Annotated in this window: 28 protein-coding genes and 3 tRNA genes; 11 read left to right on the plus strand and 20 right to left on the minus strand. The window is 69.9% G+C overall.

The window, feature by feature from the left end; genetic code table 11:
* Positions 1 to 137 precede the first annotated feature (137 nt).
* The 3 genes from nusG to ACFVJS_RS04345 all read right to left on the minus strand — a co-directional run bounded on the left by nusG (position 138) and on the right by ACFVJS_RS04345 (position 1,362).
* On the minus strand, positions 138 to 935 hold the full coding sequence (nusG, locus tag ACFVJS_RS04335) for a transcription termination/antitermination protein NusG (protein WP_378877712.1): 798 nt from the start codon (positions 933 to 935) through the stop codon (positions 138 to 140).
* Between the two features lie 62 nt (positions 936 to 997).
* Positions 998 to 1,273 carry a preprotein translocase subunit SecE gene (secE, locus tag ACFVJS_RS04340; protein ID WP_378877713.1) on the minus strand — a complete coding sequence of 92 codons (276 nt, stop codon included), beginning with the start codon at positions 1,271 to 1,273 and terminating at the stop codon, positions 998 to 1,000.
* 16 nt (positions 1,274 to 1,289) lie between these two features.
* A tRNA-Trp gene (locus ACFVJS_RS04345) sits at positions 1,290 to 1,362 on the minus strand.
* Between the two features lie 129 nt (positions 1,363 to 1,491).
* Here ACFVJS_RS04345 and ACFVJS_RS04350 point away from each other — a divergent pair.
* The 5 genes from ACFVJS_RS04350 to rlmC are packed head-to-tail and all read left to right on the plus strand — an operon-like array spanning position 1,492 to position 5,993.
* Positions 1,492 to 2,775 carry an aminotransferase class I/II-fold pyridoxal phosphate-dependent enzyme gene (locus ACFVJS_RS04350; protein ID WP_378877714.1) on the plus strand — a complete coding sequence of 428 codons (1,284 nt, stop codon included), beginning with the start codon at positions 1,492 to 1,494 and terminating at the stop codon, positions 2,773 to 2,775.
* The gene (locus tag ACFVJS_RS04355) at positions 2,772 to 3,821 is read left to right on the plus strand and encodes an adenosine deaminase (protein ID WP_378877715.1); all 1,050 of its coding nucleotides are present in this window, start codon (positions 2,772 to 2,774) and stop codon (positions 3,819 to 3,821) included. The genes ACFVJS_RS04350 and ACFVJS_RS04355 overlap by 4 nt, the downstream gene beginning before the upstream one ends.
* Positions 3,822 to 3,836: 15 nt before the next feature.
* Positions 3,837 to 4,454, plus strand: a complete 618-nt coding sequence (locus ACFVJS_RS04360; RefSeq protein ID WP_378877716.1) for a DUF4190 domain-containing protein — start codon at positions 3,837 to 3,839, stop codon at positions 4,452 to 4,454.
* Positions 4,455 to 4,457: 3 nt separating this feature from the next.
* A complete protein-coding gene (locus tag ACFVJS_RS04365; protein ID WP_378877717.1) occupies positions 4,458 to 4,856 on the plus strand; it encodes a DUF4190 domain-containing protein in 399 nt (132 codons plus the stop codon).
* Positions 4,857 to 4,859: 3 nt separating this feature from the next.
* The gene (gene rlmC / locus ACFVJS_RS04370) at positions 4,860 to 5,993 is read left to right on the plus strand and encodes a 23S rRNA (uracil(747)-C(5))-methyltransferase RlmC (RefSeq protein ID WP_378877718.1); all 1,134 of its coding nucleotides are present in this window, start codon (positions 4,860 to 4,862) and stop codon (positions 5,991 to 5,993) included.
* A 498-nt stretch (positions 5,994 to 6,491) separates the two neighbouring features.
* Here rlmC and ACFVJS_RS04375 read toward each other — a convergent pair whose 3' ends face one another.
* From ACFVJS_RS04375 to ACFVJS_RS04425, 11 genes are all read right to left on the minus strand, one after another.
* On the minus strand, positions 6,492 to 7,520 hold the full coding sequence (locus ACFVJS_RS04375) for a UDP-N-acetylmuramate dehydrogenase (RefSeq protein WP_378877719.1): 1,029 nt from the start codon (positions 7,518 to 7,520) through the stop codon (positions 6,492 to 6,494).
* A complete protein-coding gene (locus ACFVJS_RS04380; RefSeq protein ID WP_378877720.1) occupies positions 7,513 to 7,911 on the minus strand; it encodes a MaoC/PaaZ C-terminal domain-containing protein in 399 nt (132 codons plus the stop codon). The genes ACFVJS_RS04375 and ACFVJS_RS04380 overlap by 8 nt, the downstream gene beginning before the upstream one ends.
* Positions 7,911 to 8,318, minus strand: coding sequence for a MaoC family dehydratase N-terminal domain-containing protein (locus tag ACFVJS_RS04385; RefSeq protein ID WP_378877721.1), 408 nt, complete (start codon positions 8,316 to 8,318; stop codon positions 7,911 to 7,913). Before ACFVJS_RS04385 ends, ACFVJS_RS04380 begins: the two co-directional genes overlap by 1 nt.
* A gap of 215 nt (positions 8,319 to 8,533) precedes the next feature.
* Complete coding sequence (gene rpmG / locus ACFVJS_RS04390; RefSeq protein WP_091042824.1) at positions 8,534 to 8,704, minus strand: 50S ribosomal protein L33; 171 nt, start codon at positions 8,702 to 8,704, stop codon at positions 8,534 to 8,536.
* A 46-nt stretch (positions 8,705 to 8,750) separates the two neighbouring features.
* Positions 8,751 to 8,824 (minus strand) — tRNA-Met (locus tag ACFVJS_RS04395).
* Between the two features lie 50 nt (positions 8,825 to 8,874).
* Positions 8,875 to 8,947, minus strand: a tRNA-Thr gene (locus tag ACFVJS_RS04400).
* A 73-nt stretch (positions 8,948 to 9,020) separates the two neighbouring features.
* Positions 9,021 to 10,451, minus strand: coding sequence for an amidase (locus tag ACFVJS_RS04405; protein WP_378877722.1), 1,431 nt, complete (start codon positions 10,449 to 10,451; stop codon positions 9,021 to 9,023).
* Positions 10,452 to 10,479: 28 nt separating this feature from the next.
* Positions 10,480 to 11,157, minus strand: coding sequence for an LrgB family protein (locus ACFVJS_RS04410; RefSeq protein ID WP_378877723.1), 678 nt, complete (start codon positions 11,155 to 11,157; stop codon positions 10,480 to 10,482).
* Complete coding sequence (locus ACFVJS_RS04415; protein WP_378877724.1) at positions 11,154 to 11,543, minus strand: CidA/LrgA family protein; 390 nt, start codon at positions 11,541 to 11,543, stop codon at positions 11,154 to 11,156. Before ACFVJS_RS04415 ends, ACFVJS_RS04410 begins: the two co-directional genes overlap by 4 nt.
* A complete protein-coding gene (locus ACFVJS_RS04420) occupies positions 11,540 to 12,475 on the minus strand; it encodes an ROK family protein (protein WP_378877725.1) in 936 nt (311 codons plus the stop codon). The genes ACFVJS_RS04415 and ACFVJS_RS04420 overlap by 4 nt, the downstream gene beginning before the upstream one ends.
* 32 nt (positions 12,476 to 12,507) lie before the next feature.
* Complete coding sequence (locus tag ACFVJS_RS04425; protein WP_378877726.1) at positions 12,508 to 13,539, minus strand: pirin family protein; 1,032 nt, start codon at positions 13,537 to 13,539, stop codon at positions 12,508 to 12,510.
* A gap of 102 nt (positions 13,540 to 13,641) precedes the next feature.
* Between ACFVJS_RS04425 and ACFVJS_RS04430 the strand changes: the two genes are divergently transcribed.
* Both ACFVJS_RS04430 and ACFVJS_RS04435 read left to right on the plus strand, forming a co-directional pair.
* On the plus strand, positions 13,642 to 14,817 hold the full coding sequence (locus ACFVJS_RS04430; protein ID WP_378877727.1) for a glycosyltransferase: 1,176 nt from the start codon (positions 13,642 to 13,644) through the stop codon (positions 14,815 to 14,817).
* A 95-nt stretch (positions 14,818 to 14,912) separates the two neighbouring features.
* A complete protein-coding gene (locus ACFVJS_RS04435; protein WP_378877728.1) occupies positions 14,913 to 15,143 on the plus strand; it encodes a hypothetical protein in 231 nt (76 codons plus the stop codon).
* Here the strand turns inward: ACFVJS_RS04435 and ACFVJS_RS04440 are convergent.
* From ACFVJS_RS04440 to ACFVJS_RS04450, 3 genes are all read right to left on the minus strand, one after another.
* A complete protein-coding gene (locus ACFVJS_RS04440) occupies positions 15,140 to 16,027 on the minus strand; it encodes a DMT family transporter (RefSeq protein WP_378877729.1) in 888 nt (295 codons plus the stop codon). The genes ACFVJS_RS04435 and ACFVJS_RS04440 overlap by 4 nt on opposite strands.
* A 69-nt stretch (positions 16,028 to 16,096) precedes the next feature.
* Entirely contained in the window at positions 16,097 to 17,104 is a 1,008-nt protein-coding gene (locus ACFVJS_RS04445; protein ID WP_378877730.1) for a hypothetical protein, read from the minus strand.
* Entirely contained in the window at positions 17,101 to 17,817 is a 717-nt protein-coding gene (locus ACFVJS_RS04450; protein ID WP_378877731.1) for a hypothetical protein, read from the minus strand. The genes ACFVJS_RS04445 and ACFVJS_RS04450 overlap by 4 nt, the downstream gene beginning before the upstream one ends.
* 272 nt (positions 17,818 to 18,089) lie before the next feature.
* On the opposite strand from ACFVJS_RS04450, the gene ACFVJS_RS04455 reads away from it, so the two are divergent.
* Positions 18,090 to 18,635, plus strand: a complete 546-nt coding sequence (locus ACFVJS_RS04455; RefSeq protein ID WP_378877732.1) for a type III effector — start codon at positions 18,090 to 18,092, stop codon at positions 18,633 to 18,635.
* A gap of 329 nt (positions 18,636 to 18,964) precedes the next feature.
* Positions 18,965 to 19,534, plus strand: a complete 570-nt coding sequence (locus ACFVJS_RS04460; RefSeq protein ID WP_378877733.1) for a type III effector — start codon at positions 18,965 to 18,967, stop codon at positions 19,532 to 19,534.
* 126 nt (positions 19,535 to 19,660) lie between these two features.
* On the opposite strand, the gene ACFVJS_RS04465 is transcribed toward ACFVJS_RS04460, so the two are convergent.
* On the minus strand, positions 19,661 to 20,827 hold the full coding sequence (locus ACFVJS_RS04465) for a Fic family protein (protein WP_378877734.1): 1,167 nt from the start codon (positions 20,825 to 20,827) through the stop codon (positions 19,661 to 19,663).
* Between the two features lie 135 nt (positions 20,828 to 20,962).
* On the opposite strand from ACFVJS_RS04465, the gene ACFVJS_RS04470 reads away from it, so the two are divergent.
* The gene (locus tag ACFVJS_RS04470) at positions 20,963 to 21,913 is read left to right on the plus strand and encodes a metallophosphoesterase (protein WP_378877735.1); all 951 of its coding nucleotides are present in this window, start codon (positions 20,963 to 20,965) and stop codon (positions 21,911 to 21,913) included.
* A gap of 95 nt (positions 21,914 to 22,008) precedes the next feature.
* On the plus strand, positions 22,009 to 23,262 hold the full coding sequence (locus tag ACFVJS_RS04475; protein ID WP_378877736.1) for a serine hydrolase domain-containing protein: 1,254 nt from the start codon (positions 22,009 to 22,011) through the stop codon (positions 23,260 to 23,262).
* Positions 23,263 to 23,285: 23 nt separating this feature from the next.
* Here the strand turns inward: ACFVJS_RS04475 and ACFVJS_RS04480 are convergent, their stop codons facing one another.
* Both ACFVJS_RS04480 and ACFVJS_RS04485 read right to left on the minus strand, forming a co-directional pair.
* A complete protein-coding gene (locus ACFVJS_RS04480) occupies positions 23,286 to 23,921 on the minus strand; it encodes a response regulator (RefSeq protein ID WP_378877737.1) in 636 nt (211 codons plus the stop codon).
* A complete protein-coding gene (locus ACFVJS_RS04485) occupies positions 23,914 to 25,140 on the minus strand; it encodes a sensor histidine kinase (protein ID WP_378877738.1) in 1,227 nt (408 codons plus the stop codon). The genes ACFVJS_RS04480 and ACFVJS_RS04485 overlap by 8 nt, the downstream gene beginning before the upstream one ends.
* Positions 25,141 to 25,173: the final 33 nt, after the last annotated feature.

Raw genomic sequence — 25,173 nt, forward strand, 5'->3', positions numbered from 1 at the left:
TCAGCCTGACGGTTGCGACTCGGAGATCGCGCATCGCCACCTCGACTGGTGCGAAGCGGCATCTTGATTGGGAAGTCGATCGTCTGCGCACCAGTCGGAGGTGTGTGTTCCAGAGGAAGCTCAGGAAGCCGCGAGGGCTAGTTCTTCTGGATCTGGTCGAAGCTGAGCTCGACCGGGGTCTCGCGGCCGAAGATCTCGACGAGCGCCTTGACGCGCTGGGACTCGGCGTTGAGTTCGGTGATGGTCGCGTGGAGGGTGGCGAAGGGGCCGTCGACGACGGTGACCGAGTCGCCCTCGGCGAAGTCGACGACCTCGACAGGCTTCTTGGCGGTGCCGGTGGCACCGGCGCTGGCGGTCGCGGCCTCACCGGCGGCGGCGGCCTCGGCCTCGGCCTGCGCGACGACGGCGGGGGCGAGCATGTTCTCGACCTCGGTCATCGACAGCGGCACCGGCTGGTGGCTGTGGCCGACGAAACCGGTGACCGACGGGGTGTGGCGTACGGCGGCCCAGGACTCGTCGGTGAGGTCCATCCGGACCAGGACGTAACCCGGGAGAACGGTGCGCTTGACCATCTTGCGCTGGCCGTTCTTGATCTCCGGGACCTCCTCGGTGGGGACCACGATCTCGTGGATGTAGTCCTCCATGTTGAGGGAGACGATGCGGTTCTCCAGGTTGGACTTCACCCGGTTCTCCATGCCGGAGTAGGTGTGGATCACGAACCAGTCGCCCGGCTTGGCCCACAGCTCACGGCGGAACGCCTCGAGCGGGTCGTCGTCAGATGCCTCGGGGGCCTCGCCCTCGACGATCTCGTCGAAGGAAGTGTCGGCGTCACCGGCCTCGTCGGCCTCGTCGAACCCGGCCTCTGCAGGCACGTCGGAGGCGGCCTCGGCCGTCTCGAGGACCTCGGTCTCCTCGGTGTAGTCCTGCTCAGACACGTCCTGCTCCAAACCGTTGATTGTGTGTATCGGGTGTGTTCCGCGGGCCGGGGCCCACGCGATCACGCGTCGCGGCCGCCGAACACCCAGAACATCAACTTGCCGAACCCGAGGTCAAGACCCGCGACGATCGCCATCATGGCCAGGACGAAGACCAGAACCACGATGAAGTACGTCGTGAGCTGCTGCTGCGTCGGCCAGACGACCTTGCGGAGCTCGGCCACGACCTGGCGGTAGAACGTCGGGAGACTGGTGCGCTTCTCCGTCTTCTTGTCGTTCGGAGTCGGGACCGCTTTGCTGTCCGTCACGCCGCCACCTTCTCTCGAAAACGTTTCCATCGCTGGTCCGGCTTTGCAGGGCACGAGGGACTTGAACCCCCAACCTTCGGTTTTGGAGACCGATGCTCTGCCAGTTGAGCTAGTGCCCTACGGAGGTCTGCATCAGACGCGCGGTTGAGGGCGCGGCTAACCATGTGGGAAGACCACCAACGGTGAGTCTACGCACTGGGCAACGGCCCCTCCAAAACCGGGGTGCGTTGACCCATAGGATTGCTGGCATGACCTCAGATCCCCGTCCCCTCGCAGAGCTCTCGCGCGAGGAACTCGAAGCGTTCGCAACGGAGCAGCGCACGGCGTACGACAACTTGGTGGCCAAGGGCCTGAAGCTGGACCTGACCCGGGGGAAGCCCTCCGCTGACCAGCTCGAGCTCTCCGACGGCCTGCTCCATCTCCCCAAGTCGACGACGGCACCGGACGGCACCGACACGCGCAACTACGGCGGTCTGGCGGGCGGCATCGAGATCCGTGAGATCTACGCCGAGCTGCTCGGGCTGGAGACCGACCAGATCATCGCCGGCGGCAACTCGAGCCTCACCATGATGCGCGACACGCTGATGTACCTGTGGCTTCACGGCGGCGTCGACAGCGAGCGTCCGTGGGGTCGCGAGGAGACGGTGAAGTTCATCTGCCCGGTGCCGGGCTACGACCGCCACTTCACGCTGCTGGAGTGGTTCGGGATCGAGATGGTGACCGTCCCGATGCGCGCCGACGGACCCGACGTCGAGGCCGTCGCCGCGCTGGTCAAGGACGACCCGGCGATCAAGGGCATGTGGCTGGTGCCGACCTACGCCAACCCGACCGGTGACACCACCTCGCAGGAGATCGCCGAGCGGCTCGCCTCGATGCCGACCGCCGCGCCCGACTTCAAGATCTTCTGGGACAACGCCTACGCGCTGCACCACCTGACCCCGGCCGAGACCAAGACCGCCGACGTGGTCTCGCTGGCCAACGCGGCCGGCAACCCCCACCGCCCCCTGGTCTTCGCCTCGACCTCCAAGGTCACCTACGCGGGCGCGGGCGTCGGCTTCTTCGGCGGCTCGAAGGAGAACGTCGCCTGGTGGCTCGACCACCTGAGCCACGGCGCGATCGGCCCGGACAAGGTCAACCACCTGCGGCATGCGGAGTTCTTCGGCTCGGCGGCCGGCGTACGCGAGCACATGGCCAAGCACCGCGAGCTCCTGGCCCCGCGGTTCGCGGCCGTCGAGGACGCCCTGACCGACGAGCTCGGCTCGCTCGGGGTGGCGACCTGGACCAAGCCCGCAGGCGGCTACTTCGTGAGCCTCGATGTCCTCCCGGGCACCGCGACCCGCGTGATCGAGCTGGCCAAGGGTGCCGGCGTCGCGCTGACCCCGGCCGGTTCCGCGTTCCCCGGCAAGGTCGACCCGGAGGACACCAACATCCGCCTGGCGCCGTCCTTCCCACCGTTGGAGCAGGTCAGCGGGGCCATGGAGGTCGTCACGGTGTGCGTGAAGCTGGCTGCCGCGGAGAAGCTGCTCGCGTGATTCAGGATCGACGCGACCTCCGTACGCTGCCGAAGGCGCATCTGCACCTGCACTTCACGGGTGCGATGCGCCACGAGACCCTGCTCGAGCTGGCCGCCCGCGACGGCATCCGGCTGCCCGAGCAGCTGGTCTCGGAGTGGCCGCCGGCGCTGAGCGCTGCGGATGAGAAGGGCTGGTTCCGGTTCCAGCGTCTCTACGACGTGGCCCGGTCGGTGCTGCGCACCGAGGCAGACATCCGGAGGCTGGTGATGGAGGTCGCCGAGGACGACGTACGCGACGGCGGCAGGTGGCTCGAGATCCAGGTCGACCCGTCGGGATATGCGGCGAAGTTCGGTGGGATCACCGCGTTCACGGATCTGGTGCTGGACGCCGTCCGCGACGCGGAGCGGGCGACCGGGCTCGGGATCGCGGTGATCATCGCCTCCAACCGCACCCGGCACCCGATGGACGCGCGTACGCTGGCGCGCCTGGCCGGGCAGTACGTCGACCACGGCGTGGTCGGCTTCGGGCTCTCCAACGACGAGCGACGTGGACGGACCGAGGAGTTCGACCACGCCTTCCGGATCGCCGAGCGGGCCGGCCTGCGGCTGATGCCGCACGGCGGCGAGCTGCGTGGACCAGAGCACATCCGCACCGTGCTGCGGTCGCTGCACGCGACCCGGCTGGGTCATGGCGTACGCGCGGCGGAGGATCCTGAGCTGCTCGACGAGATCGTGCGCGCCGGCGTCGCGTTGGAGGTCTGCCCGACCTCCAACGTGTCGCTCGGCGTCTACTCCGATCTCACCTCGGTGCCGCTGCCGCAGCTGCTCGACGCGGGCGCGACCGTGGCGCTCGGGGCCGACGACCCGCTGCTGTTCGGGTCCAGGCTCGCGGCGCAGTACGCCACGATGCGGGCCGCTCACGAGCTCACCGACGAGACCCTCGCGGACCTGGCCCGGATGTCGATCACCGCCTCCACCGCACCCGAGTCGACGAAGAAGGATCTGCTCGCCGAGGTCGACGACTGGCTCAAAACGCCGTCGCAACGCACGGATCCGCTGAGTTAAGACAGAATGTCGGCCATGACGAACCCGTCCGACGATCAGCCCGATCCCAACCAGCCGGCCGACAGCTCCACGCCGAGCCCGTCCGAGCCGACGCCGCCGGCGACCCAGCCGATGTACGGCCAGACCTACGGCGAACAGCCGTCGAACCCCTACGGCGGGGCGACCTTCGACCAGAACCCGCCGGTTCCGCCGGCTCCGACGGCGGGCTACGGGCAGACGCCTCCGCCGCCGACCTACGGCGGTCAGCCGGGGTACGGCCAGGCGCCCTACGGCGCCCCGGCTGCGTACTCGGCCCAGGTGGGCACCCCGGACTCGGGCGCGACCACCGCCATGGTCCTGGGCATCATCGGGCTCGCGGGCGGGTTCTTCTGCGGTCTCCCGATCGTGCTCTCCCCCTTCGCCCTCTTCATGGGTCTGTCCGCGAAGAAGCGGATCGACGCGGCCGCCGGGGCCCTGACCGGCCGCGGCAACGCACAGGCCGGTTTCATCCTCGGAATCATCGGCACCGTCCTGCTGGTCCTGAGCATCGTCGTCATCACCATCGTCATCATCATCGGCGTCAGCGGCGGCTTCGACGACAGCAGCTACGACAGTGGCTACGACAGCTACGACAGCTACGACAGCGAGTTCTGAGAGATGACGAGCACGCCTCCGCCGGGCTACCAGCCAGCGCCCTACGGGATTCCGCAACCCCCGCCACACCCCGAGGCCAACACGGCGATGATCTTCGGGATCGTGGGGGTCTGCCTCTCGGTCATGTGCGGCGGGATCGGAGTTTTCGTCGCGCCCTTCGGATGGATCAAGGGCAAGCGCGTGATGGCCGAGATCGACGCCAACCCCACCGCCTACAGCGGGCGTGGCAACGCTCAGGCGGGCTTCATCACCGGCCTCATCGGGACGATCTTCGGAGCGCTCATGCTGCTCTTCTGGGTCGCCTACGTCATCTTCATCATCGTGATGATCGTCATCGCCTCCCGAGAAACCGGCACCACGACGTTCGACAGCGTCAACGCGATGCTCAGCAGCCGCATCTGACGAATGGACTGCGGCTACTTCACCTCCGGCGCCTGCCGCTCCTGCCGCTGGCTGGAGATGGCGTACGCCGACCAGCTCGCGCAGAAGCAGCAGCGCGTCGCGGCGGCTCTCGGCGACGTACGTTGGGAGGAACCGGTCTCCAGCCCGGAGGCCGGTTTCCGCAACAAGGCGAAGATGGTCGTCGCCGGGTCGGTGGAGGCGCCGACGCTGGGCATCCTGTCCCACGACGGTCTCGGCGTGGACCTGCTCGCCTGCGGGCTGCACACGCCGGGGCTGCAGTCCGCGCTGCCGGTGCTGTCCCGGTTCGTCACGACGGCTCGGCTGACCCCCTATTCGGTGCCCGAGCGGCGCGGCGAGCTCAAGCACGTGATCGTCACCGAGGCTCCCGGTGGCGAGCTGATGGTGCGTTGGGTGTTGCGGTCCACCGAGGCGCTGTCCCGCCTGCGCAAGCACCTTCCGGCACTGCTCGACGAGCTGCCGATCGCGGTGGCCTCGGTGAACATCCAGCCTGCGCACAAGGCGGTCATCGAAGGCCCTGAGGAGATCTTCCTGACCGCCCGAGAGGCGCTCACGATGGAGGTCAACGGGATCGGTCTGCGGCTGCGGCCCCACTCGTTCTTCCAGACCAACACCTCGGTGGCCGCGGCCCTCTACCGGCACGCCCGCGACCTGGTCTCCTCGGTGTCACCGGCCACGGTGTGGGATCTCTACTGCGGTGTCGGCGGCTTCGGGCTGCACGTCGCAGCCCCGGGTCGCGAGGTGCTCGGGGTCGAGTCCAGCGAGCAGGCCGTCGAGGCCGCCGCATCGACCGCAGCGGAGCTCGGGCTGCCGGGCACCAGCTGGGTGGCCGGGGACGCGGCGGCGTACGCCCTCTCCGCCGGCTCCGCACCCGACCTGGTCATCGTCAACCCACCGCGACGTGGCATCGGCTCCGCGCTCGCCGGGTGGCTGGAGGAGTCGGGCGTCGAGCACGTCGTCTACTCCTCGTGCAACGTCGACACCCTGGCTCGTGACCTGGGCGACATGCCATCGCTGCGACCGGTGTCCGCCCGCCTGCTCGACATGTTCCCGAACACCGACCACCACGAGGTCCTTGTCCTCCTGAAGCGAACCCGACGCCGAGTCGGCCGGTCTTGACAGGGAGTCCCGTCGAGTCGGTCGAGACCGGCCGACTCGGCGGTCTCTGCGCAGGGTGAGTGTGCCCATGACCAGTGCGGCCACCCCGCAGGCCAGCGCGGCGACAGTTACCCAGAGCCGGGCGGTGGTCAGGGTGTAGGCGCCGACATCGGTGCCGGCGGCGTTGACAAGCACATCGTTCAGGTCCATCTGAGACTCCTGCGTCGCGTTCCACCGGATGACTCGATCGTCCCGGCGACGCAGGCTCTCCGTCGTCGTGCGGGCGTGGACTCTTCGGAGCGGTCGTTACTGCGTACGTGGTAGCGGAAGTGCTGCGGGAGACGAACTCGCGAGCGGCGTCGCGGGCATAGCCTGCTCGCACGGCCAGACGGCGGATCACAGTCGGGGACTGGTCATCGCCGCGGGAGTGGCGGTGGCCCAGCTCGCTGCAGCGCTGAGCGGCGGCGCACATCGGCTGGTCACGGCTTTCGCGGCCGTGCTGATGCAGAGCGGCCTCGCCTAGAGCTCCACGCCGAGCATGACGGGCTCGTTGACCAGCACGATCCCGTAGGCGGCCTCGACCCCGTCGCGTACCTCCCGCGCCAGGGCGAGCAGATCCGCGGTCGTGCCCTCGCCGCGGTTGGTGAGAGCGAGGGTGTGCTTCGTGGAGAGCGACACCTTGCCCGCCAGGCCATCGGGCGTGTGACCCTTCTTGAAGCCGGCGTGGTCGATGAGCCAGGCGGCGGAGGTCTTCACGGTGCCGTCGGGCTGCGGGTAGGCCGGAGCACCCTCGGGCACGTCCTCGGGTGCGACCACCGGGTTGGTGAAGAACGACCCCGCCGACCAGGTGTCGTGGTCGGCCTCGTCGATGACCATGCCCTTGCTGCGGCGCAGCGCCAGGACGGCCTCCCGGATCTGCTTGGACGGCACCCGGGTGCCCTGCTCGACCCCGAGAGCGCCGGCGAGCTGGGCGTACGCGATCGGTGACCCGGTCTCACCGTCGGTGCCGAGCCGGAAGGTGACCGCGAGGACCACGTGGCGCCCGGGCGTGGCCTTGAACCGCGACCAGCGGTAGCCGAACTCGCACTCCTCGGCCGTGAAGCTCCGCACCTCGCGGAGCTCGCGGTCGAACACCTTGACCGAGGTGATGGTCTGGGAGACGTCCTGGCCGTACGCCCCGACGTTCTGGATCGGCGTCGCGCCGACGCTGCCGGGGATGCCGGAGAGCGCCTCGATCCCGCTCCAGCCCTTGTCGACGGCGGTCGTCACGAAGTCGTCCCAGGTCTCGCCCGCCGCCACCGTGACACGTACGCCACCCTCGACCGTCTCCACCTCGAGGCCCGTGGTCCCCAGCTTGATGACGGTGCCCGGGAAGCCGGCGTCGGCCACGACCAGGTTGCTGCCGCCGCCGAGGACGAGCACGTCCGTGCCGGTCGCGTCGGCCGCGGTCACGGCCTCGATGATCTCCGCCTCGCTGGTCGCGGTGACGAACTCTGCCGCCGGGCCGCCGAGATGGAAGGTGGTGTGGTTCGACAGCAGCTCAGGCACGCACAGTCACCTTCGGCATACCGAGCACCTTCTGGTCGCCGGAGACGACGGTGAGGGCGATCGTGGCGATGCCGTCCTCGACCGACTTCACGGTGCCGCTGACCGTCACCGAGGTGCCCTCGTCGTCATCGGGCACGACGACCGGGTTGGTGAACTTCGCGCCGAAGTCGACGACCTCGGCTCCGTCGGTCCACTCCGAGACCGCTCGGGCGACCAGCGCCATGGTGAACATGCCGTGCGCGATCACGCCGGGCAGGCCGACGGCCGTGGCGACCCGGTCGGACCAGTGGATCGGGTTGAAGTCGCCGCTCGCGCCGGCGTAACGCACCAGAGACGCGCGGGTCACGGGGTAGGTCTTCGGGGCCAGCTCGGCGCCTGCTTCCAGAGTCATCAGGCGACCTCCGCCGCTCGGTGGACCAGGGTGGCCGACGTGGTGCACACGATCGCGCCGGAGTCGTCGGTGATCTCCGAGACCGTGCCGATGATGTCGTTGCCACCGATCTGGCGCAGCGAGGCGACGCTGAGGGTCGCCGTCAGCACGTCGCCCGGCGCGATCGGCCGGGCGTAGGAGAACTTCTGCTCACCGTGCACGATCCGCGACAGCTCGACCTCGACGTCGTCCAGGAAGGCGTTCATCGCGTCGAAGGCGAGCACGATCGGGAACGTCGCCGGGACCGGGTCCCCGCTCTCCCAACCCACACCGGTGGCGGCAGCGAACTCCCGCACCTTCTCGTCGGTGACCCGATAGGGCCTGGTCGGAGGAAAAGCGCGCCCTACGAGCGACCCGTCAACTGCCATGCGGACAACTCTAGTGGCCTGCCGAGAAGTCGCCCGCGTCGGCCGAGGCGTCACGCGCGCGGGCCGAGACGGCACCGGCCTGCCAACTCGGTCGACGAGAGTGACGTCTCGGCCGGCCGGGGCGACTTCTCGGCAAAAGAACGAACGCCCCGCCTCCCGGAACTCGGGGCGGGGCGTTCGGAGCGCCGATCAGCGTCGCGCTCTACTGTGATGCTTCAGCGGGTCTCGCGGTGCGCGGTGTGCTTGCGGCAACGCGGGCAGTACTTGTTGAGCTCGATGCGGTCGGGGTCGTTCCGACGGTTCTTCTTCGAGATGTAGTTCCGCTCCTTGCACTCGGTGCAAGCGAGGGTGATCTTCGGGCGAACGTCGCTGCTCTTGCTGGCCACGGGACAATCCTTACGGTGCTGATCGAGGTGATGCGGTCTTTGGCGGTAGCGGGGGCGGGGATCGAACCCGCGACCTCACGATTATGAGTCGTGCGCTCTAACCGCCTGAGCTACCCCGCCTCAACAGGAATCAGGCCCGCAGTATTCCTACTGCGGGTCCCGAACTCCAGAGCCCCTTTACGGAATCGAACCGTAGACCTTCTCCTTACCATGGAGACGCTCTGCCGACTGAGCTAAAGGGGCGTTGCGAGAGAGAACATTACGGCACGGCGCGATGCTCAACAAATCGGCACGACCCTTCCGAGCAACGGACGCATCATCCCAGGTCAGCGGGGTCCTCGGCGTCTCTGCCAGGCTCCCAGACGCGCGCGAAACCCATCGCTTCCTCGAGCTCGTAGGACAGTTCGAGCAGCATTCGCTCGCGTCCGGGGGCGGCTCCGAACATCATCCCCTGGGGCAGTCCCGCGAGGGTCTGCTGCACGGGCAGCGACACCGCCGGCCCGCCGGTGACGTTCTGCCACGGCGTGAACGCGACCCAGTCCATCAGTCGCTTCATCACCAGCTCGTAGGCCTGGCTCGGCGCCAGCCGGCCGACCTCCGGGGTCTCGTGCGCGACGGTCGGCGTCAGGACGATGTCGTACGCAGCGTGGAACCCCTCCGCGATCGCCTGCGCCTTGCGCAGCCGGACGATGGCGGCGGGGACGTGCTTGGCGTTCTTCATCGTGTGCTGGGCCAGGCCGACCGTGAGGTTGTCGAGCCGCTGGCGGTCCCAGGTCTTCCCGCGGAGCGGACCGGCGTTGACCAGGGCGACGGCGAGCGTGCCCCAGTAGAGGACGAAGTCGTCGGCGAAGGTCTCGGGCACCGGCGGCGGCACGGTCTCGACGGTGTGCCCGAGCTCTTCCAGCACGGCCGCGGTCTTGAGGGTCAGCTCGGCGACCTCCGGGCTCGCCTCACGGCCGAGCGCACCGGTGAACACGGCACAGCGGAGCCGCTTCGTCCCCGGACCGGTGACGTCGCCGATCGGCGGCAAGGAGGTGTGGTGGGCCTTCTCGGCCTCCCGGAAGAACGCGGCCGTGTCGCGCACGGTCCGGGTCAGCACGCCGTCGGTGACGATCTTGAGCGGCAGCAGCCCGTAGAGCGGGTCCTGCGGCAGCCGGTCGCGCGTGGGCTTGAGCCCGACCAGACCGCAGGCGCCGGCGGGGATCCGGATCGAGCCACCACCGTCGTTGCCGTGGGCCATCGGCACCGCCCCGGCCGCCACCAGCGCCCCCGACCCCGCCGACGAGGCACCCGCCACCCGGCCGGTGTCCCACGGGTTGCGCACCGCACCGAGCCGCGCGTGCTCGGCGGTGCCCGAGAAGCCGAACTCCGAGAGCTGGGTCTTGCCCAGCGACAGCAGGCCGAGCTTGAAGAGCAGCTTGGTCATCTCGCCGTTGCGGGATGCCGGCGGCATGACGTACGAATCCGTGCCGTTCCTGGTGGGCACCCCGGCGACGTCGGTGTTGTCCTTGATCAGGGTCGGCACACCGGCGAAGAAGCCCGCCCGGGGAGCCCGCGCCTGGATCCGCGCCCTGTCGAAGGTGCGGTAGGCCATCGCGCCGAGCGCGGCGTCGACCGCCTCGATCCGGGCGATGGCCGCCTCGACGACCTCGGGCGTGCTGAAGTCTCCGCGCCGAAGGCCGTCGGCGACCCCGACCGCGTCGAGAGTGCCGAGTACGTCGTCGGTGAAGGCATGGACTCGAGCCATGATGCCAACGGTAAGGCGTGAGCGAAGGTCAGAGGAGGATGTACGCCACCAGCGGAACCATGAGACACGTCACCACCGCGGTGAGCCCCATCGCCAGCCCGGAGAAGGCGCCCTCGACCCGGCTCTCCTCCAGCATCCGGGCGGTGCCGATCCCGTGGGAGACCGCGCCCACGGCCACCCCGCGGGCCCGCGGGTCCCGGATCCGGAGCAGGGTCAGCACCCGCGGGCCGACCATCGCGGCGACGATCCCGATCACGATCGCGAAGGCCGCCGACAGCTCCGGATAGCCACCCAGACGCTCGGTCAGCTCGATCGTCACCGGCGTCGTCACGGCCTTCGGGGCCATCGTCCGCTCCAGCACGTCGCTGCCGCCGAGCCAGCGCACCAGCAGGATGCCGCTGACGATCGACACCGTCGCGCCCGCGGTCAGCGCGACCAGGACGGGCACCACCATCCCTCTCAGCCGGGCGACCTGGTGGTAGAGCGGGATCGCCAGCGCCACCGTCGCCGGGCCGAGCAGGAAGCTGATCAGCGTGGTGGCATCGGCATAGTCGTCATACGTCGTGCCGGTGACCGTCAGCAGCGCGCCGACGATCACGATCGCCACCGCCACCGGCTGGGCGAGCGGGGAACGGGTCCGCGCCCGCAGCCACCGCCCGAGCTCGTACGCCGCCACCGTCACGAACAGCCACAGGATGACGCTCACTCGATCTCCTCCCCCGGAGCACCATCCGTGCCGACGACCGACGGGACGCGGCGGAGGAACAGCGTGAGCACCCAGCCCACCGTGGCCAGCCCGAGGAGCCAGGAGCCGAGCAGCGCGACGACGATCGGCACGGCCGCGTCACGGATGACCGCGACGTAGGCGATCACCCCGACGCCCGCCGGGATGAAGAAGAGCTGCAGGTGGGAGAGGAAGTAGTCGCCGACCTGGATGACCGGGTCGTCCTCGCCGTCGCGGCGACGCAGCACCAGGGCGACGAAGAGCAACAGCATCCCGACCACCGACCCGGGCAGCGGGATCCCGGTCAGCTCGACGATCGCGGTTCCGGCCAGCTGGCATCCGAGCAGCCAGAGCAGGCCGACGATCACGACGCGGTGACGGACTCGATCGCCATCGCGGCGCAGCCCACCAGACCCGAGGAGTCACCATGCAGCTGGGCCATGAAGGTGAGCTCACGGGTGGCGATCGGGTTGGCGCGGGCGTAGACGCTCTCACGCACCCCGGCGGTGTAGAGGTCGAAGGCCCCGGCCATGTCGCCGCCGATGACGACGACCTCCGGGTTGAGCAGGTTGACGGCGGTGGCCACGACTTCGCCGAGCTGTCGCCCGCCCTCGCGCAGCAGCCCGCGGGCGACGGCGTCGCCGGCGAGCGCGGCGGCGACCAGGTCGCGTACGTGGTCTGCGGGAACGCCCGAGTCGGTCAGCCGCTGGGCGAGCGCCCAGCCGGATGCCACCGTCTCCAGGCAGCCGGTCGAGCCGCAGCGGCACGGCCGGTCACCGGCGGCGTCGATGCGGGTGTGGCCGATCTCGCCGGCCGCCCCGAGGGCGCCGGTGACCACCTTGCCGTCGGTGATGATGCCCATGCCGAGGCCGGTCGAGGCCTTGATGACCAGGGCGTTGCGTACGGGATGGTCGGAGTTGAAGAGCTCCGAGCGCGCCAGCGCGTGGGCGTCGTGGGCGAGGATCAGGGGCGCGTCGGTGAGCGAGGTGAAGTAGGGCGCCAGCTGAACCCCGTCCCAGCCACCCATCGCCGGGGTGTCGATGCTCATCCCCAGGTCGGGGTTGACCACGCCCGGCAGGCTCATCCCGATCGCCAGCACGGGCAGGTCGATCGAGGCCACCATCTTGGTCATCCGCTCGACGATCTCGGGCATCAGCGCCTCGGCGGAGATGCCGACCTCGTGGTCACGGGTGTCACCGGCCAGCTCGCGCCCGGCGAGGTCGAAGACCGCCGCCTGGCTACGGCTGCGGCCCACCGCCACGGCCAGCACGACCCCTGGGTCTGAGGATTCGTCACTCACGACTGCAGTCTAAGCACGAGCACTGAGCCCACCTAAGACCGCGAGCGCAGGCGAGCGTTGGGCAGCGGAGGCGCCGGGATCGGTCTCTGGTGGTTGCCCTCGACCACCCCGAAACGACCCTCGCTCAGGTCCTGGGAGTCCTCGACCAGCTCGCCGCCACCGCGGGTGACCTGATCCTGCCACTCCTGGCGATAGCCGACGACCTCTTCGTGCGTGCGCCCGACGAAGTTCCACCACATGATGATCGACTCGCCGAACGGCGGACCACCGAGCAGGAGGAGCCGGGTCCACGCCTCCCCGGCCTGCAGGACGAGAGTGGTGGCGCCCGGGGGTGCGTACGCCAGCGAGTCCTTCTCCACGGTGGCCGAGGCCGGTCCGGACGGGCCGGTGCCGGTCATCGACACCTCGCCGGTGTCCACGAGCACACCGTGCTCGAAGCGGGAGTCGACCGGGATCTCGAGCCGGGTGCCGGGCTCGAGCAGGATCTCGGCACCGAGGATCTCGGAGTAGGTGCGCACCGGTGAGGTGGCGCCCAGCAGCGACCCCATGAAGACCCGGACCGTCGCGCCGTCACGCTCGATCGGCGTCGGCCGATGGTTCTCGAAGGCGGGGTCGACGTCGCGGAACTCGTCCGGCAGCGCGACCCAGAGCTGGGCCCCGTGCAGCACGGTGGTCTCGGGCGTCGAGTTCTCCGAGTGCGAGATGCCGCGTCCCGAGGTCATCAGGTTGACCTCGCCCGGGCGCACCATCGCCACCGTGCCGACCGAGTCGCGGTGCTCGATCTCCCCGGTGAACAGCCAGGAAACCGTCGCCAGCCCGGTGTGCGGGTGGGGCGGCACCTCCATCCCGCCGGAGACGACGACGTCGTCGGGACCGTAGTGGTCCAGGAAGCACCACGCACCGATCAGCGAGCGCGAGCGGGCGGGCAGGGTGCGGCGTACGTTCATCGCCCGCGGACCACCCAGGGGCACGTCGCGCGGTGTGATGATCTGGATCTCGACGCCTTCGTCGCCGGTCCCGCCGACACATTCGACGGGGGTGGGGTGCGCGTCCAGGTTGGTCATGCCGCAAACGCTACTCCCGACCAGTCGCCCCTGAACCAATACGCCGCCTCGCCATGCCGACGTCACATCGAGGTCGCCGGCGGGCTACCTCGATGCCACACGATGTGGCCCGTGCTCATCGCTCAGCTCGCGAACTTCGTCGGACCCACCTCCGGCGGGATGAAGACGGCTCTGGAGGCCCTCGCCCGCGGATATCTCGAGGCGGGCCACGACCGTCTGCTCGTCGTCCCCGGCCCGTACGACGCGGTCACCTCGACCGACCTCGGCGAGGTGGTGCAGCTCAGAGCTCCGCGGGTGGGCGGCGGCTATCGGCTGATCATCGAGCCGTGGCGGGTGACCGACGTGCTGACCCGCTACCGCCCGACGAGCCTCGAGGTCAGCGACAAGTTCACGATGCTGCCGGTCTCCCGCTGGGCGCGGCGCCAGGGCATCGGCACGGTGCTCTTCTCGCACGAGCGGCTCGACGAGTACATGCCGACCTACACCGGCATGGACACCACCTCGAAGGTCTCCACCGCGCTGCTCAACCGGATGCTGGTGCGCTCCTTCGACCAGGTGCTGGTGACCTCCGACTACGCCCGGCACGAGTTCGAGCCGCTGGCCGCGACCGTCGGCTGCCCGATCGCGCAGGTGCCGCTGGGCGTCGACCTGGACTTCTTCCACCCCTCGCTCGGACACCGTGACGACACCCTCCGACTCGTCCACGTCGGCCGCCTCTCCCGGGAGAAGTCGCCCGACCTCGCCGTCGCCACCGCCGTCGAGCTGCACCGCCGCGGTTTCGACGTACGCATGGACGTCTACGGCGACGGGCCGCACCGAGCCGAGCTCGAGGCCCTCGCCGCGGAGGCTCCGGTCGTCTTCCACGGGCACGTCTCCGACCGTCGCCGGATCGCCCGAGCGCTCGCGGAGGCCGACGTCGCGCTCTCCGTATGTCCCCGGGAGACCTTCGGGCTCGCCGTCCTGGAGGCTCTCGCCAGCGGTACGCCGGTGGTGACCGCCGACCGCGGCGGCGCGCGTGAGCTCGTCGACCCCCGGTGCGGAGCCTGGGCACCGGCTCACCCGGCAGCGCTGGCCGACGCCGTCATCGACATCGCCGAACGACCCGTGGTCGCGACCCGCCACGCGGCGCGGGAGCGGGCCGAGCAGTTCCCGTGGTCCCGCACGATCGACGACATGCTGGAGCTCCACGAGAGCCTCGCGCAGGAGACCGCCCCGACCTATCTGCTCGCCCGGTCACGGCATCGACAGGCGGCCCGGCGTTCCCGGCGCTATGCGTGAACCGAACACGTTCGCCAGAGTGTCGGAGCACATTGCCTGTTGAAAATTCGTTACCCTGCTGTGACCCTTCCCGCCAACGACCACGTGAGGCGCACATGAGCGAGCTGACCACGCAGCAGCGTACGCACTTCGCCGACTCCTTCGGGCCGGTGTGTCGCGCGTACGGAGAAGATCCACTGACCTCCTACGACTATCGAGACGTCACCTGTGGCGAGTGCCGGCATGCCGCGCCCTACATCAGCGCGCTGCCCGAGCACCTCCGGCCCAGGTCCACCACGCGGACGAGGCGGCGCTCCTGGCCTCGCTCGATGCAGGACCGCGTCTAGGGCACGCGGATCTCGGCTCGCTCGGGCTGCACCGGGGTCCACCTCACCGCCGAGCGTGACCTGGCGAGCCCGAGGATGCCGGTGACGAGCAGCGCCCCGGCGCACACCGCGACCCACAGCGTGGGGGCCGAGGCGCCGAAGGCGACCACCGCGGCGACGTAGGAGACGGTGGGATTGGTGATCGTCATCGCCGCCATCGCCCAGGGCAGCGGTCCGGCGGCGAGCGCCGCCTGGGTCAGCACGATCCCGAGGCCGCAGGTGCACAGCAGTCCGTAGAACGCCGGCAGCGTGAGCAGCCCGAGGAACCCCTCGGCGGCGGCCCGGTCGGCGGTGATCTTCAGCAGCACCGAGGTGGTCGCGAACGAGCACCCGGCCGCGACGGCCGTCGTCGCCGCCGCGATCGGCGGCGGGAACCGGTGGGCCGCCAGCAGGAGTACGCAGATCACGACCGCCACGCAGGCCGCGAAGAGCGCGACACGGCCGACGTCGGCGTAGGTGCCGCCGCGATGGTCGTCGGTGACCAGCAGGATCACGCCGCCGCAGATCGCGGCCCCGCTGACCCAGTCGGCGACCGTCGGGAAGTGGCGGGCGGCGATGGAGGCGAAGGCGAGCGCGAAGAGCAGCTGGGTGGGCATCACCGACTGCACCACCGAGACCGAGCCGAGATGGAGCGCGACCGCCTGCACCCCGAAGCCGATCGCGTTGATCACCGCGCCGATGGCCCACAGCGGGTTGCGCACCAGCGCCAGCATCAGCTGCTCGACTCCGGAGATCCCGCCGCTGCGACCGGGCGCGAGAGCGCTGGCACGCTGCTGAACAGCAGCGGAGAGCGAGAACAGGACACATGCGCCGATGGCCAGCCCCACGGCCGCAGCATGATGCATGCTGCGACGCTAGACCTCCCGAGGAAAGCCCACCCGCCGCTCACGCGAGCATCGGATGAACCCTGGGAGTCAGTTCTTCACCTTCGCACCCATGATCTCGCCGTACTCGACCCCGAGGACCGACGGGTCGCCGTCCTCCGGCACCAGCACCGCGACCGTCACCGCGGACCGGATCGACAGGTTCTTGCCGGCCCGGCTGCGGAACCGGTCGTAGGGCGGGTTCCACTCCCACTCGCTGTCCTGGCCGCCGACGATGACGTCCGTCGTGAAGTCCAGCATCGCGAGCGCGCCCTCGGGAGTCTGCACGATCCGCGTGCTCGTCGCATCGAAGGGCTCCGCGGTCGTCCTGACCATGTCGACGCCCATGTCGGAGGCGTACGCGGCGATCTCGGCGCCGGGGGCGGCGAGCTTCTTGAACCCGTCGAGGCCGTCGATGCGCTGGGGCTTCTCGAGGTAGGCGTCGACCTTCGCGGCGACCTCCTCGACCCGCTTGGTCACTGCGACTGATGCCGGTTCCGCGCCTTCGACCTCGGTCGGCACGGCCTTCTTCCTGACCCCGAGGCTGCTGCGTACCTTCCAGGGAGACAGGGCGTCCTGCTGCTCGTAGACGGCCAGCCGGGTCAGCTTCGCCTTCTTCTCGCCCTTGACGTTGATCTCCACGACGGCCCACATCGGGTACTCGCTGAGCTGCACCGACCACACCCGGCGAGGGACGGCCTTCCAGGTGGGCTGACGGTCCCGGACGTCGAAGCTCTTGTTCGCCGTAGAGGTGAGCTGGTCCTTGGCCAGGACCGGGCCGCTGTCGGCCTGGGTCCACGCCTCGGCCTGCCACGTGCCGGGCTGGTTGGCCTTGATCGCCTTGTTGTTGCGCTTGTTCCAGTCCTCCAGCAGATCCGCGACGGCGTCCTTGGGCAGCGAGACCTTGCTGGCCTGCTCGAGCTCGACGGACGCGGGCATCGAGCACCCGGCGAGCGAGAACGTCAGTACGCAGATCCCGGCCGCCACGCCCAGGCGCCGGTAGAGCCAACCCGCCGGTGGTCGAGGCGCGGCCGGGCGGACCGGCGTGGGCCCGGTCATGACCGGACGAGCCGGCTGCTGCGGGTGGCCGGGTTGGGTCGGGGGGGGACGTACGAAGCGGGCGGGTGGGGCGGTTCCGACCCGGCCGGCCGCTTGCCGGTCGCCAGCACGAGGACAGCGCCGATGAGCAGCAGGGCGCCGAAGCCGGCGATGCCCAGCGCGACCGCGAAGATCCCGTCGATCCGATACCCGAAGGCGAGCTTGATCGGTGCACCGTCCCGGCTCGCAGCCAGGAACGAGACCGGCTCCCCCTCGAGCGTCACGTTCAGCTCCTGCGTCCCCGAGCCCGAGACCTTCTCGTACCACCACGGCGCCTGGGAGGCATCGCGCACACTCTCACCCGAGCCCGGCGCCCCACTGACCCGGGTCAGCGGGGTCCTGGCGATCTCGACGGCGTCGGTGCCCTGGACGACATCGAGGACATCGACCGGGTTGCCTACCCCGACGTACGACTCCCCCATCGCCTCCACGCGCACCGTGACCGGGAGCCGGTCGAAGGCGAACGCCTCCGGCGTGGAGTACGCCGCGCCCTGCTCGATCGGGGTCTCCTTGCCCATCACCACGTCGTCAGGTCCGGCTGCGATCGCCAGGCCCGCCCCGACGAGAAGGAGTGGCGCGCCGAGGAGGCCGAGCAACACCGCCAGGAAGACCCTGCCGCCCTTCCTCCGCCGACGGGAATCAGCGATCACTGGTGCGTACGTTGCCGAGCTCATCGTGGGGCCTTCTAGGTGGGGGTCCCGAGAAGTGGACGCGGCAATCTAGCGTGTCGGCGCCGGGCCGAGAAGCGATTAACCCAACCCCGCACCGTATTACCAGGCAGTACGGAACGTTTACGTTTACTTGGTAATCACCATGCCGTGTCGCTCGGACAACCCATCGTTGCGTGTCTTTAGCGTCGTGAAGCGCACGCGGACATGCCGGCGCGAGAGTTGTCGGCTCGACGACCGCGTTGCGATCGATTCGAATTGACGACGAAAGGTATGAAATGAGCAAGAAGACAGGGCTGCTCCGCCGCGCCGCGGCCGTCGCCGCCTTCTCGGGTGTCGCCTTCGCGCTGTCCACCGGAGCAGCCACGGCCGCCCCGGCCGACGCCGAGACCGCCGCGGTCAGCACCTTGACGTCGGACCTCTCCCCCTCGTCGCAGAAGGCTTGGGAGGACTTCATCCTCGGCGGCTCCTACGTGACCGAGGGCGCGGCCCAGATGGTCAGCGGCGCCTGGGTCGGCGCTCCGGGTCTGCTCCTCGCCGGTGCCACCGGTGCTCCGCTCACCCCCGAGCAGATGGCGGCCTGGGAGAACTGGGACGACGGTGGCCGCAAGATCGGTGAGGGCGCCGCGATGATGGTCGCCGGCGCCTACGTCGGCGCCCCCGGCATCATCCTCGACAAGATCGCCGGCGGTGCGACCCCGAGCGACCTGTCGCCGAGCGAGCTCGAGCAGGTCACGTTCCTCATCCCGGAGGACAGCCCGGCGCTCGACGGTGTTCCCACCGAGCAGGTACCCAACCCGATGGCCCCTCTCGGCACCTTCTGAGCGGCGACATGACCGCTGCCGACCGGACGTAGCTTTCACCACGATCCGTTCGACGCCGTCTACAGATGGCCCTGCCGTGCACTCGTGCACGACCGGGCCATCTGCGCATTTACGCGCGATGAGATAAGAATGTTGCAGGTCGGATGAAATTACGTCATTACATTTCATTCGGCACTTAGTTGACACGAAAACAGCCGTGTCGCTATCGCCGAAGGCAGTTGACGCCCATAGCATCTTTTCTCGGACGCGAACGTATCGATATGTTATCGATCCGGGGGTCGCGCCCGTGCGTGTTGCTTCAATTCGAATTGATCGATGAAAGGTACGAAATGAACAAGAAGACAGGGCTGCTCCGCCGCGCCGCGGCCGTCGCCGCCTTCTCGGGTGTCGCCATCGCTCTGACCGCCGGCACCGCCACCGCGGCTCCGGGCGACGAGCACCACAAGCGCACCGAGGCCGAGTGCATCAAGGAGAACTCCGCCGGTGCCTCCGACCTCTCGCCCTCGAGCCAGAAGGCCTGGGCCAGCTTCATCTGTGGCGCCGGCCAGGCCACCGGCGGCGCCGCCCGCATGGTCTCCGGCGCCTGGGTCGGCGCGCCCGGCCTCATCCTCATGGGCGCCACCGGCGACGAGCTGAGCCCGGCCCAGAAGAAGGCCTGGGTGAACTGGGACGGCGGCGCGCACCAGGTCGGCAACGGTGCCGCTCTGGTCGTCTCCGGCGCCTACGTCGGTGCCCCGGGCATCGTCATGGACAAGATCATGGGCGGCGCGATGCCGTCCGAGCTGTCGGACCGTGAGATGGACCAGGTCTCCTTCCTGCTCCCGATGGACAACCCGGCCCTCGACGGTCTCCCGGTCCACGAGGTCCCGAACCCGCTGGGCCCGCTCGGCACCTTCTGAGACACATGACCATGGCCGAGTGATCACCCCCTACCGACTGCTCGGCAACGTCACACAGGTGGCCCTGGACGTGCACACGTGCACAACCGGGGCCACCTGCACGTTTTGAGCCGGGTGCAGTTGGCTTCAGCTATACGCCAGCGGCTCCTCGATCACGTCCATCACCGCTCTGGCGACCCAGTAGTGGCGCCCGCCGCGGCCCGACCGGCCGGCGGCCTCGATCCACCCGCGCCGCTCGGCGTCCTGGATGAGGTTGCGCGCCCCCTGGTTGGTCAGCCCGGTCGCGTCCTGGACGCGCTTGACGGTCAGGTAGGGGTTGGCGAACAGGAGCGTGACCAGCCCGGACAGGTTGGCGCGCGAGGTGGCCGCCTCGTCGAGGTAGCCCTCCCGGAGCGCGACCAGGCGCTCGGACCTGGTCGTGGCGTCCTCGGCCGAGCGCCGCACCGCGGTGAGGAAGAACTGCAGCCATTCCTGCATCTCACCGCGCTCCCGGACGCTCTGCAGCCGCTGGTAGTAGGTCTGCCGGTGGGCCTCGATGTAACCGGAGAGATAGAGCAGCGGCGTCGTCATCCGCCCCTCCTCCATCAGCATCAGGTTGATCAGCAGCCTGCCGATGCGGCCGTTGCCGTCGAGGAACGGGTGGATCGTCTCGAACTGGTAGTGCATCAGCGCGCACCGCACCAGCGTCGGACTGAGGTCGGGGACGTTGACGTACGCCTCCCAGTCGGCGATCAGCTCCGGCAGATCGGACGGGAGGGGCGGGACGTACGCGGCGGTGGTCGGGCTGTCGGTCGTCGAGCCGACCCAGACCGGCATCCGCCGGAACTCGCCGGGATGGCGCTCGTGACCACGGACGCCGGTGAGGAGGGTCTTGTGGAGCTCGAGGACGAGGCGCTGACTGAGCGGCCAGCTCTCGATGAGCTCGAAGCCCTGCCGGGTCGCGGCGAGGTAGGCCTTGACCTCGGCGACGTCCTCGCTCTTGGTGGCCTGACCGCTGGCCTCGTCCTGGAGGACCTCCTCGAGGGAGGTCTGGGTGCCCTCGATCCGCGAGGAGGCAACCGCCTCCTGGGTGAGGTAGGGCCCGATCAGCAGCTCGGGATCCTGGATCAGCGCGCTCACGCCCTGCAGGCGCCCGAGGGCTGCGTCCGCGTCCGAGAGCGCCTTCACGGTGAGCGGGTCCAGCGGCAGGTCACGCGGGATGTGGGCCGGCCTGTAGTACCAGTAGGCCCACTTGTTCCCCGGCTCGCGGGTCGCGCGGCCGAACTGCGGAGCGTCGTACCTCTCCGGATCCATGACCGGTCAACTTACCAGTCACACGTGGCTTGAGTTGGAAGTTGCCGGGAACTTCCAAGTGACGCTTGGGGGTTCTCCACCAACATCCAAGCCGACACCCGAGCCGACACCCAGGGCGGTCCTACGCTGGGGATCGTGCAGTTCGGTCAGTATCCCGCACCCCGTCATACGATCGCCCACCTCTCCGACCCCCACCTCTACGCCGGTGACCGGCGGATCTTCGGCAAGGTCGACCCGACGCCCGGCTTCGAGCGCGCTCTGGACCGGCTGCGCGGGATGACCGTCCCGCCGCAGGCGATCGTCTTCACCGGTGACCTCGCCGACCTCGGTGAGCGCGACGCCTACGTACGTCTCCGCAAGCACGTCGAGCCGGTCGCCGCGGATCTCGGGGCCGAGATCATCTGGGTGATGGGCAACCACGACGAGCGCGAGGTCTACTCCGAGGTGCTCTTCGGGGAAGCCTCCGACGCCCCGCAGGACCGGGTCTACGACATCCACGGTCTGCGGATCATCGCGCTGGACACCACCGTGCCCGGCTGGCACCACGGCGACATCACCGAGGCCCAGCTGGAGTGGCTGAGCGACGTGCTCGCCGAGCCGGCGCCGCACGGCACCCTGCTCACGATGCATCACCCGCCGATCCCGCTGCCCCTCAACGAGGCCAGCGTGATCATCGAGCTCGACGGTCAGGACCGGCTCGCCCCGGTGCTGGCCGGGACCGACGTACGTGCCGTTCTCGCAGGTCACCTGCACTACTCGACCAGCACCACCTTCGCCGGCATCCCCGTCTCGGTCGCCTCCGCGAGCTGCTACACCGCCGCCCCGGCGACCCTCGACCGCTACTCCGCCTCCGTCGACGGCCACCAGGCGATCTCGCTGGTCCACCTCTACGACGAGGGCGTGGGCGGCGTCCCGGGCGCCCCGGTCGTCCACACCACCGTGCCGATCGGCGAAGCGCCCGAGGTCGCCGGGTTCCCCGCCTCGGTCCTCGAGAAGCTCGGACCGATGACGCCCGCCGAGCGTCGCGACCTCTTCTCCCGCAAGGGCAAGGCCGCGCGGGCCCTGCGACGTCAGCTTCGAGACTGAGCGACGCCGCCTCGATCTCCGTCTCGAGGCTGATGTGGGCCTACGTCCGGGCCCGGAACGATGGCTGCGACACGTCCACGACGACAGGAGCAGCCATGTCTCGGACCATCGTCCGCGCGGGCACCGCAGCGCTGGCCGCGGTGCTCCTCCCCCTGACGGCCCTACCGGCAGCGTACGCCGATCCTGATCCTCGCCCCGGAGCTGCGTCGATCGCGCCGGACCCGACCGCGCTGACGCGGGAGGCCACCGCGATCGCCGAGCGGGCGGCCGCCGAGCGGCGCGGGCTCCGGACCCGGTCGGCGGCTCCCACCGCCGCCGAGCTCGACCGGGCTGTCGATGCCCTCATCGCCGACGGTGCCGTGGGCGTCACGGCGCGCGTCGAGACGCCCGACCTGGTGTGGGCGGGGGCGGGTGGCGTACGCGAGGTCGGGAAGAAGCGGCCGGTCAGGCCGGGCGACCGCTTCCACGTCGCCAGCAACACCAAGACGCTGATCGCGACCCTGGTGATGCAGGAGGTCGAGCGCGGCGGCTGGACCCTGGACACGCCCGCGAACGACGTGCTCCCGGGAACCTTCCCCGAGGGGGTGACGATCAAGCACCTGCTCAGCCACACCTCCGGCGCCCCGCGCGGACCCGAGGAGATCCTCTTCGACCGTGTCGAGGACCCGACCTCGTGGGACCAGCTGATCGACGCGCTCGGGCAGTACTACTCCGAGGCCGAGCACCTCGCCTTCATGCGTGGCGCCGGCTGGCTCTTCGAGCCCGGCACCGACTTCTCCTACTCCAACTACGGCTACGTCGCGCTCGGGGTCATGCTCGAGAAGGAGACCGGCGAGCGGATCGAGGATCTCGTACGCGACCGGGTCCTCGAACCCGCAGGTATGCGGCAGAGCTCCTACCCGACCGAGGCCCGCAACCGCGGCCCGTTCCTCGAGGACGCCGGCCACTACGAGGGCCGCTGGCGGCCGATGACCGACCTGCACCCGAGCATCTTCCACGCCGCCGGTGCGGCCACGAGCACGACCGAGGACCTCGCCGACCTCAACGAGGCGCTCCTCACCGGGCAGCTGGTCCGCCCGGCATCGGTGGAGGAGATGCTGCCGCCGATCGCGGGCAGCGCCGACCCGGAGTACGGGTTCGGGATCTACCGGGTCGCTGACCCTTGCAAGCCGGGCGAGTATCTCTACGGCCACGACGGCGCCCACATGGGGGCGCAGTCGATCAGCTGGGGCTCGCCCGACGGCACCCGGCAGATCGCGCTCGGCTGGACCGGTCGCAACTGGGACAGCGTCGACCCGATCTACGACCTCGGTCTCCTCCTCGAGCCCATGCTGCTGGCGACCTGCTGAGACGCTGGGTGCCGTCGCCGGCCTCAGGGTCGCAGGATGCGGCGCTCGATGGCCGTGGCGACGGCACCGGCGCGGGTGTCGACGCCGAGCTTGGTGTAGATGTGGGAGAGGTGGGACTTGATGGTCGCCTCGCTGACCAGGAGCTCGCGGGCCATCTCCTTGTTGCCCAGGCCCTTGGCGAGCAGGCGCAGGATCTCGACCTCGCGTGGGCTCACCTTCGGCGCCGGTGAGGCCGCCCGCTGCAGCAGCCGGGTGGCGACCGAGGGCGCCAGCACGGTCTCCCCCCGCGCGGTGCCGCGGATCGCACGGAACAGCTCGTCGGGCGGAGCGTCCTTCAGCAGGTAGCCGGCCGCACCGGCGCCGACCGCCTCGAGCACGTCGGCCTCGGTGTCGTACGTCGTCAGCACGAGCACCTGCGGCGGCGACGGCAGGTCGCGGACCAGCCTTGTCGTCTCCGCGCCGCCCGGTCCATCGCCGAGACTGAGGTCCATCAGCACCACGTCGGGCTTCGTCTCGCCCACGACCGCGACGGCCTGGGCGGAGTCGGCGGCCTCGCCGACGACGTCCAGGTCGTCCTGGGCGTCGACCAGGGCGCGTACGCCGGCCCGGACCACCGGATGGTCGTCGACCAGCACCACCCGGATGTGTTGCTCAACCACGACGTTCTTCTCCCTGGACGGATGTTGACTGACCGGCCTCGAACGAGACGGCGACCACGGTGCCCTCGCCCGGGGCGCTCTCGATGACCAAGTCTCCACCCAGCAGCCGGGCGCGGGCCCGCATTCCGGCCAGGCCGTGTCCGCGCAGGCCGTCCTCCTCGTCGCGGAGCCGGTTCGGGTCGAAGCCCGCGCCGTCGTCGCGTACGTCCAGGGCGACCCCGCCCTCGTGGAAGGTGAGGGAGACGACCGCGGTGGTCGCGCCGGCGTGCTCGGCGACGTTCGCGAGGGCGCCTCGGAGAGTGCGGACCACGGCTGTCGCGATGCGTCCGCCGACCTCGTGCGGGTCGCCGTGGACATGGACGGGGATGTCGAGACCGGTGGTGGCGGCGACGTCGTCGGCGACCTGGCGTACGGCCGTGACCAGGGCCGACCCGCCGGCCAGCTCCGCGGGAGCGAGGTCGCGGACGACCCGGCGGGCCTCGTCGAGCGAGGCGCGGGCCATGCCGGCCGCCTGATCGACGTGACCGCGGGCATCGGCGGGACGCGAATCCCACTCATGGTCGGCGGCCTGGAGCAGCAGGTTGATGCTGGTCAGGCCCTGGGCGACGCTGTCGTGGATCTCCCGGCTCAGCCGCGCGCGCTCGGCCACCACCCCGGCTCGACGCTCGGCGTCGGCGACCTCGTCCTGGGCCGCCTCGAGCTCGGCGAAGAGTACGCGACGGGTGGCCGCGTCGCGCTCGAGGGCGCGGTAGGCGGTCACCGCGAGCACGGCGACGCAGACCGGGCCGAGCAGCACGGTCGGATCGGCCAGCCCGGTCATCTTGCTCCAGGCGAACGCGACGACGGCCACGAGGAACACCGTCGCCGCCACCGCCCAGCGGAACGGGAGCACGCGCAGGGCCAGGAAGACCAAAGGCACCGCGGCCCACGAGAACGAGGGCGCGATCAGCGCCAGCACGGTCCAGCAGGCGACCACCGCGGCCAGCCAGACGACCGCGGCCGTGCCGGTGAGGCGGCGGCCCGCTGCGTACGCGACCAGGAGGAGGGCGGCGCCGGGCAGGACCACCTCGGCCTGGTCGCCGAAGCCGTGGCCCTGCAGATAGCGCACGACCGAGGCGACGACGAGCACGACCAGTGAGATGTGGAGCCAGCGGTCGAGCAGCGACTGGCCGGCCAGGATCCCACCGGCTCGAGAGGTGGGCGCGGCGTCAGTTGACATGGTCGTTCCAGGCTAGGCCGGTCGCGGGTTCCC

The sequence above is a fragment of the Nocardioides sp. NPDC057772 genome (assembly GCF_042798075.1).
In the GTDB taxonomy this organism is placed as follows: Bacteria; Actinomycetota; Actinomycetes; order Propionibacteriales; family Nocardioidaceae; genus Nocardioides.

Excerpts from the sequence above, each read along its gene's own strand:
- secE (WP_378877713.1), bottom strand. The coding sequence starts at position 1,273 with ATGGAAACGTTTTCGAGAGAAGGTGGCGGCGTGACGGACAGCAAAGCG.
- ACFVJS_RS04350 (WP_378877714.1), top strand. The coding sequence starts at position 1,492 with ATGACCTCAGATCCCCGTCCCCTCGCAGAGCTCTCGCGCGAGGAACTC.
- ACFVJS_RS04360 (WP_378877716.1), top strand. The coding sequence starts at position 3,837 with ATGACGAACCCGTCCGACGATCAGCCCGATCCCAACCAGCCGGCCGAC.
- ACFVJS_RS04365 (WP_378877717.1), top strand. The coding sequence starts at position 4,458 with ATGACGAGCACGCCTCCGCCGGGCTACCAGCCAGCGCCCTACGGGATT.
- rlmC (WP_378877718.1), top strand. The coding sequence starts at position 4,860 with ATGGACTGCGGCTACTTCACCTCCGGCGCCTGCCGCTCCTGCCGCTGG.
- ACFVJS_RS04380 (WP_378877720.1), bottom strand. The coding sequence starts at position 7,911 with ATGACTCTGGAAGCAGGCGCCGAGCTGGCCCCGAAGACCTACCCCGTG.
- ACFVJS_RS04385 (WP_378877721.1), bottom strand. The coding sequence starts at position 8,318 with ATGGCAGTTGACGGGTCGCTCGTAGGGCGCGCTTTTCCTCCGACCAGG.
- ACFVJS_RS04405 (WP_378877722.1), bottom strand. The coding sequence starts at position 10,451 with ATGGCTCGAGTCCATGCCTTCACCGACGACGTACTCGGCACTCTCGAC.
- ACFVJS_RS04425 (WP_378877726.1), bottom strand. The coding sequence starts at position 13,539 with ATGACCAACCTGGACGCGCACCCCACCCCCGTCGAATGTGTCGGCGGG.
- ACFVJS_RS04430 (WP_378877727.1), top strand. The coding sequence starts at position 13,642 with ATGTGGCCCGTGCTCATCGCTCAGCTCGCGAACTTCGTCGGACCCACC.
- ACFVJS_RS04435 (WP_378877728.1), top strand. The coding sequence starts at position 14,913 with ATGAGCGAGCTGACCACGCAGCAGCGTACGCACTTCGCCGACTCCTTC.
- ACFVJS_RS04440 (WP_378877729.1), bottom strand. The coding sequence starts at position 16,027 with ATGCATCATGCTGCGGCCGTGGGGCTGGCCATCGGCGCATGTGTCCTG.
- ACFVJS_RS04445 (WP_378877730.1), bottom strand. The coding sequence starts at position 17,104 with ATGACCGGGCCCACGCCGGTCCGCCCGGCCGCGCCTCGACCACCGGCG.
- ACFVJS_RS04450 (WP_378877731.1), bottom strand. The coding sequence starts at position 17,817 with ATGAGCTCGGCAACGTACGCACCAGTGATCGCTGATTCCCGTCGGCGG.
- ACFVJS_RS04455 (WP_378877732.1), top strand. The coding sequence starts at position 18,090 with ATGAGCAAGAAGACAGGGCTGCTCCGCCGCGCCGCGGCCGTCGCCGCC.
- ACFVJS_RS04460 (WP_378877733.1), top strand. The coding sequence starts at position 18,965 with ATGAACAAGAAGACAGGGCTGCTCCGCCGCGCCGCGGCCGTCGCCGCC.
- ACFVJS_RS04465 (WP_378877734.1), bottom strand. The coding sequence starts at position 20,827 with ATGGATCCGGAGAGGTACGACGCTCCGCAGTTCGGCCGCGCGACCCGC.
- ACFVJS_RS04475 (WP_378877736.1), top strand. The coding sequence starts at position 22,009 with ATGTCTCGGACCATCGTCCGCGCGGGCACCGCAGCGCTGGCCGCGGTG.
- ACFVJS_RS04485 (WP_378877738.1), bottom strand. The coding sequence starts at position 25,140 with ATGTCAACTGACGCCGCGCCCACCTCTCGAGCCGGTGGGATCCTGGCC.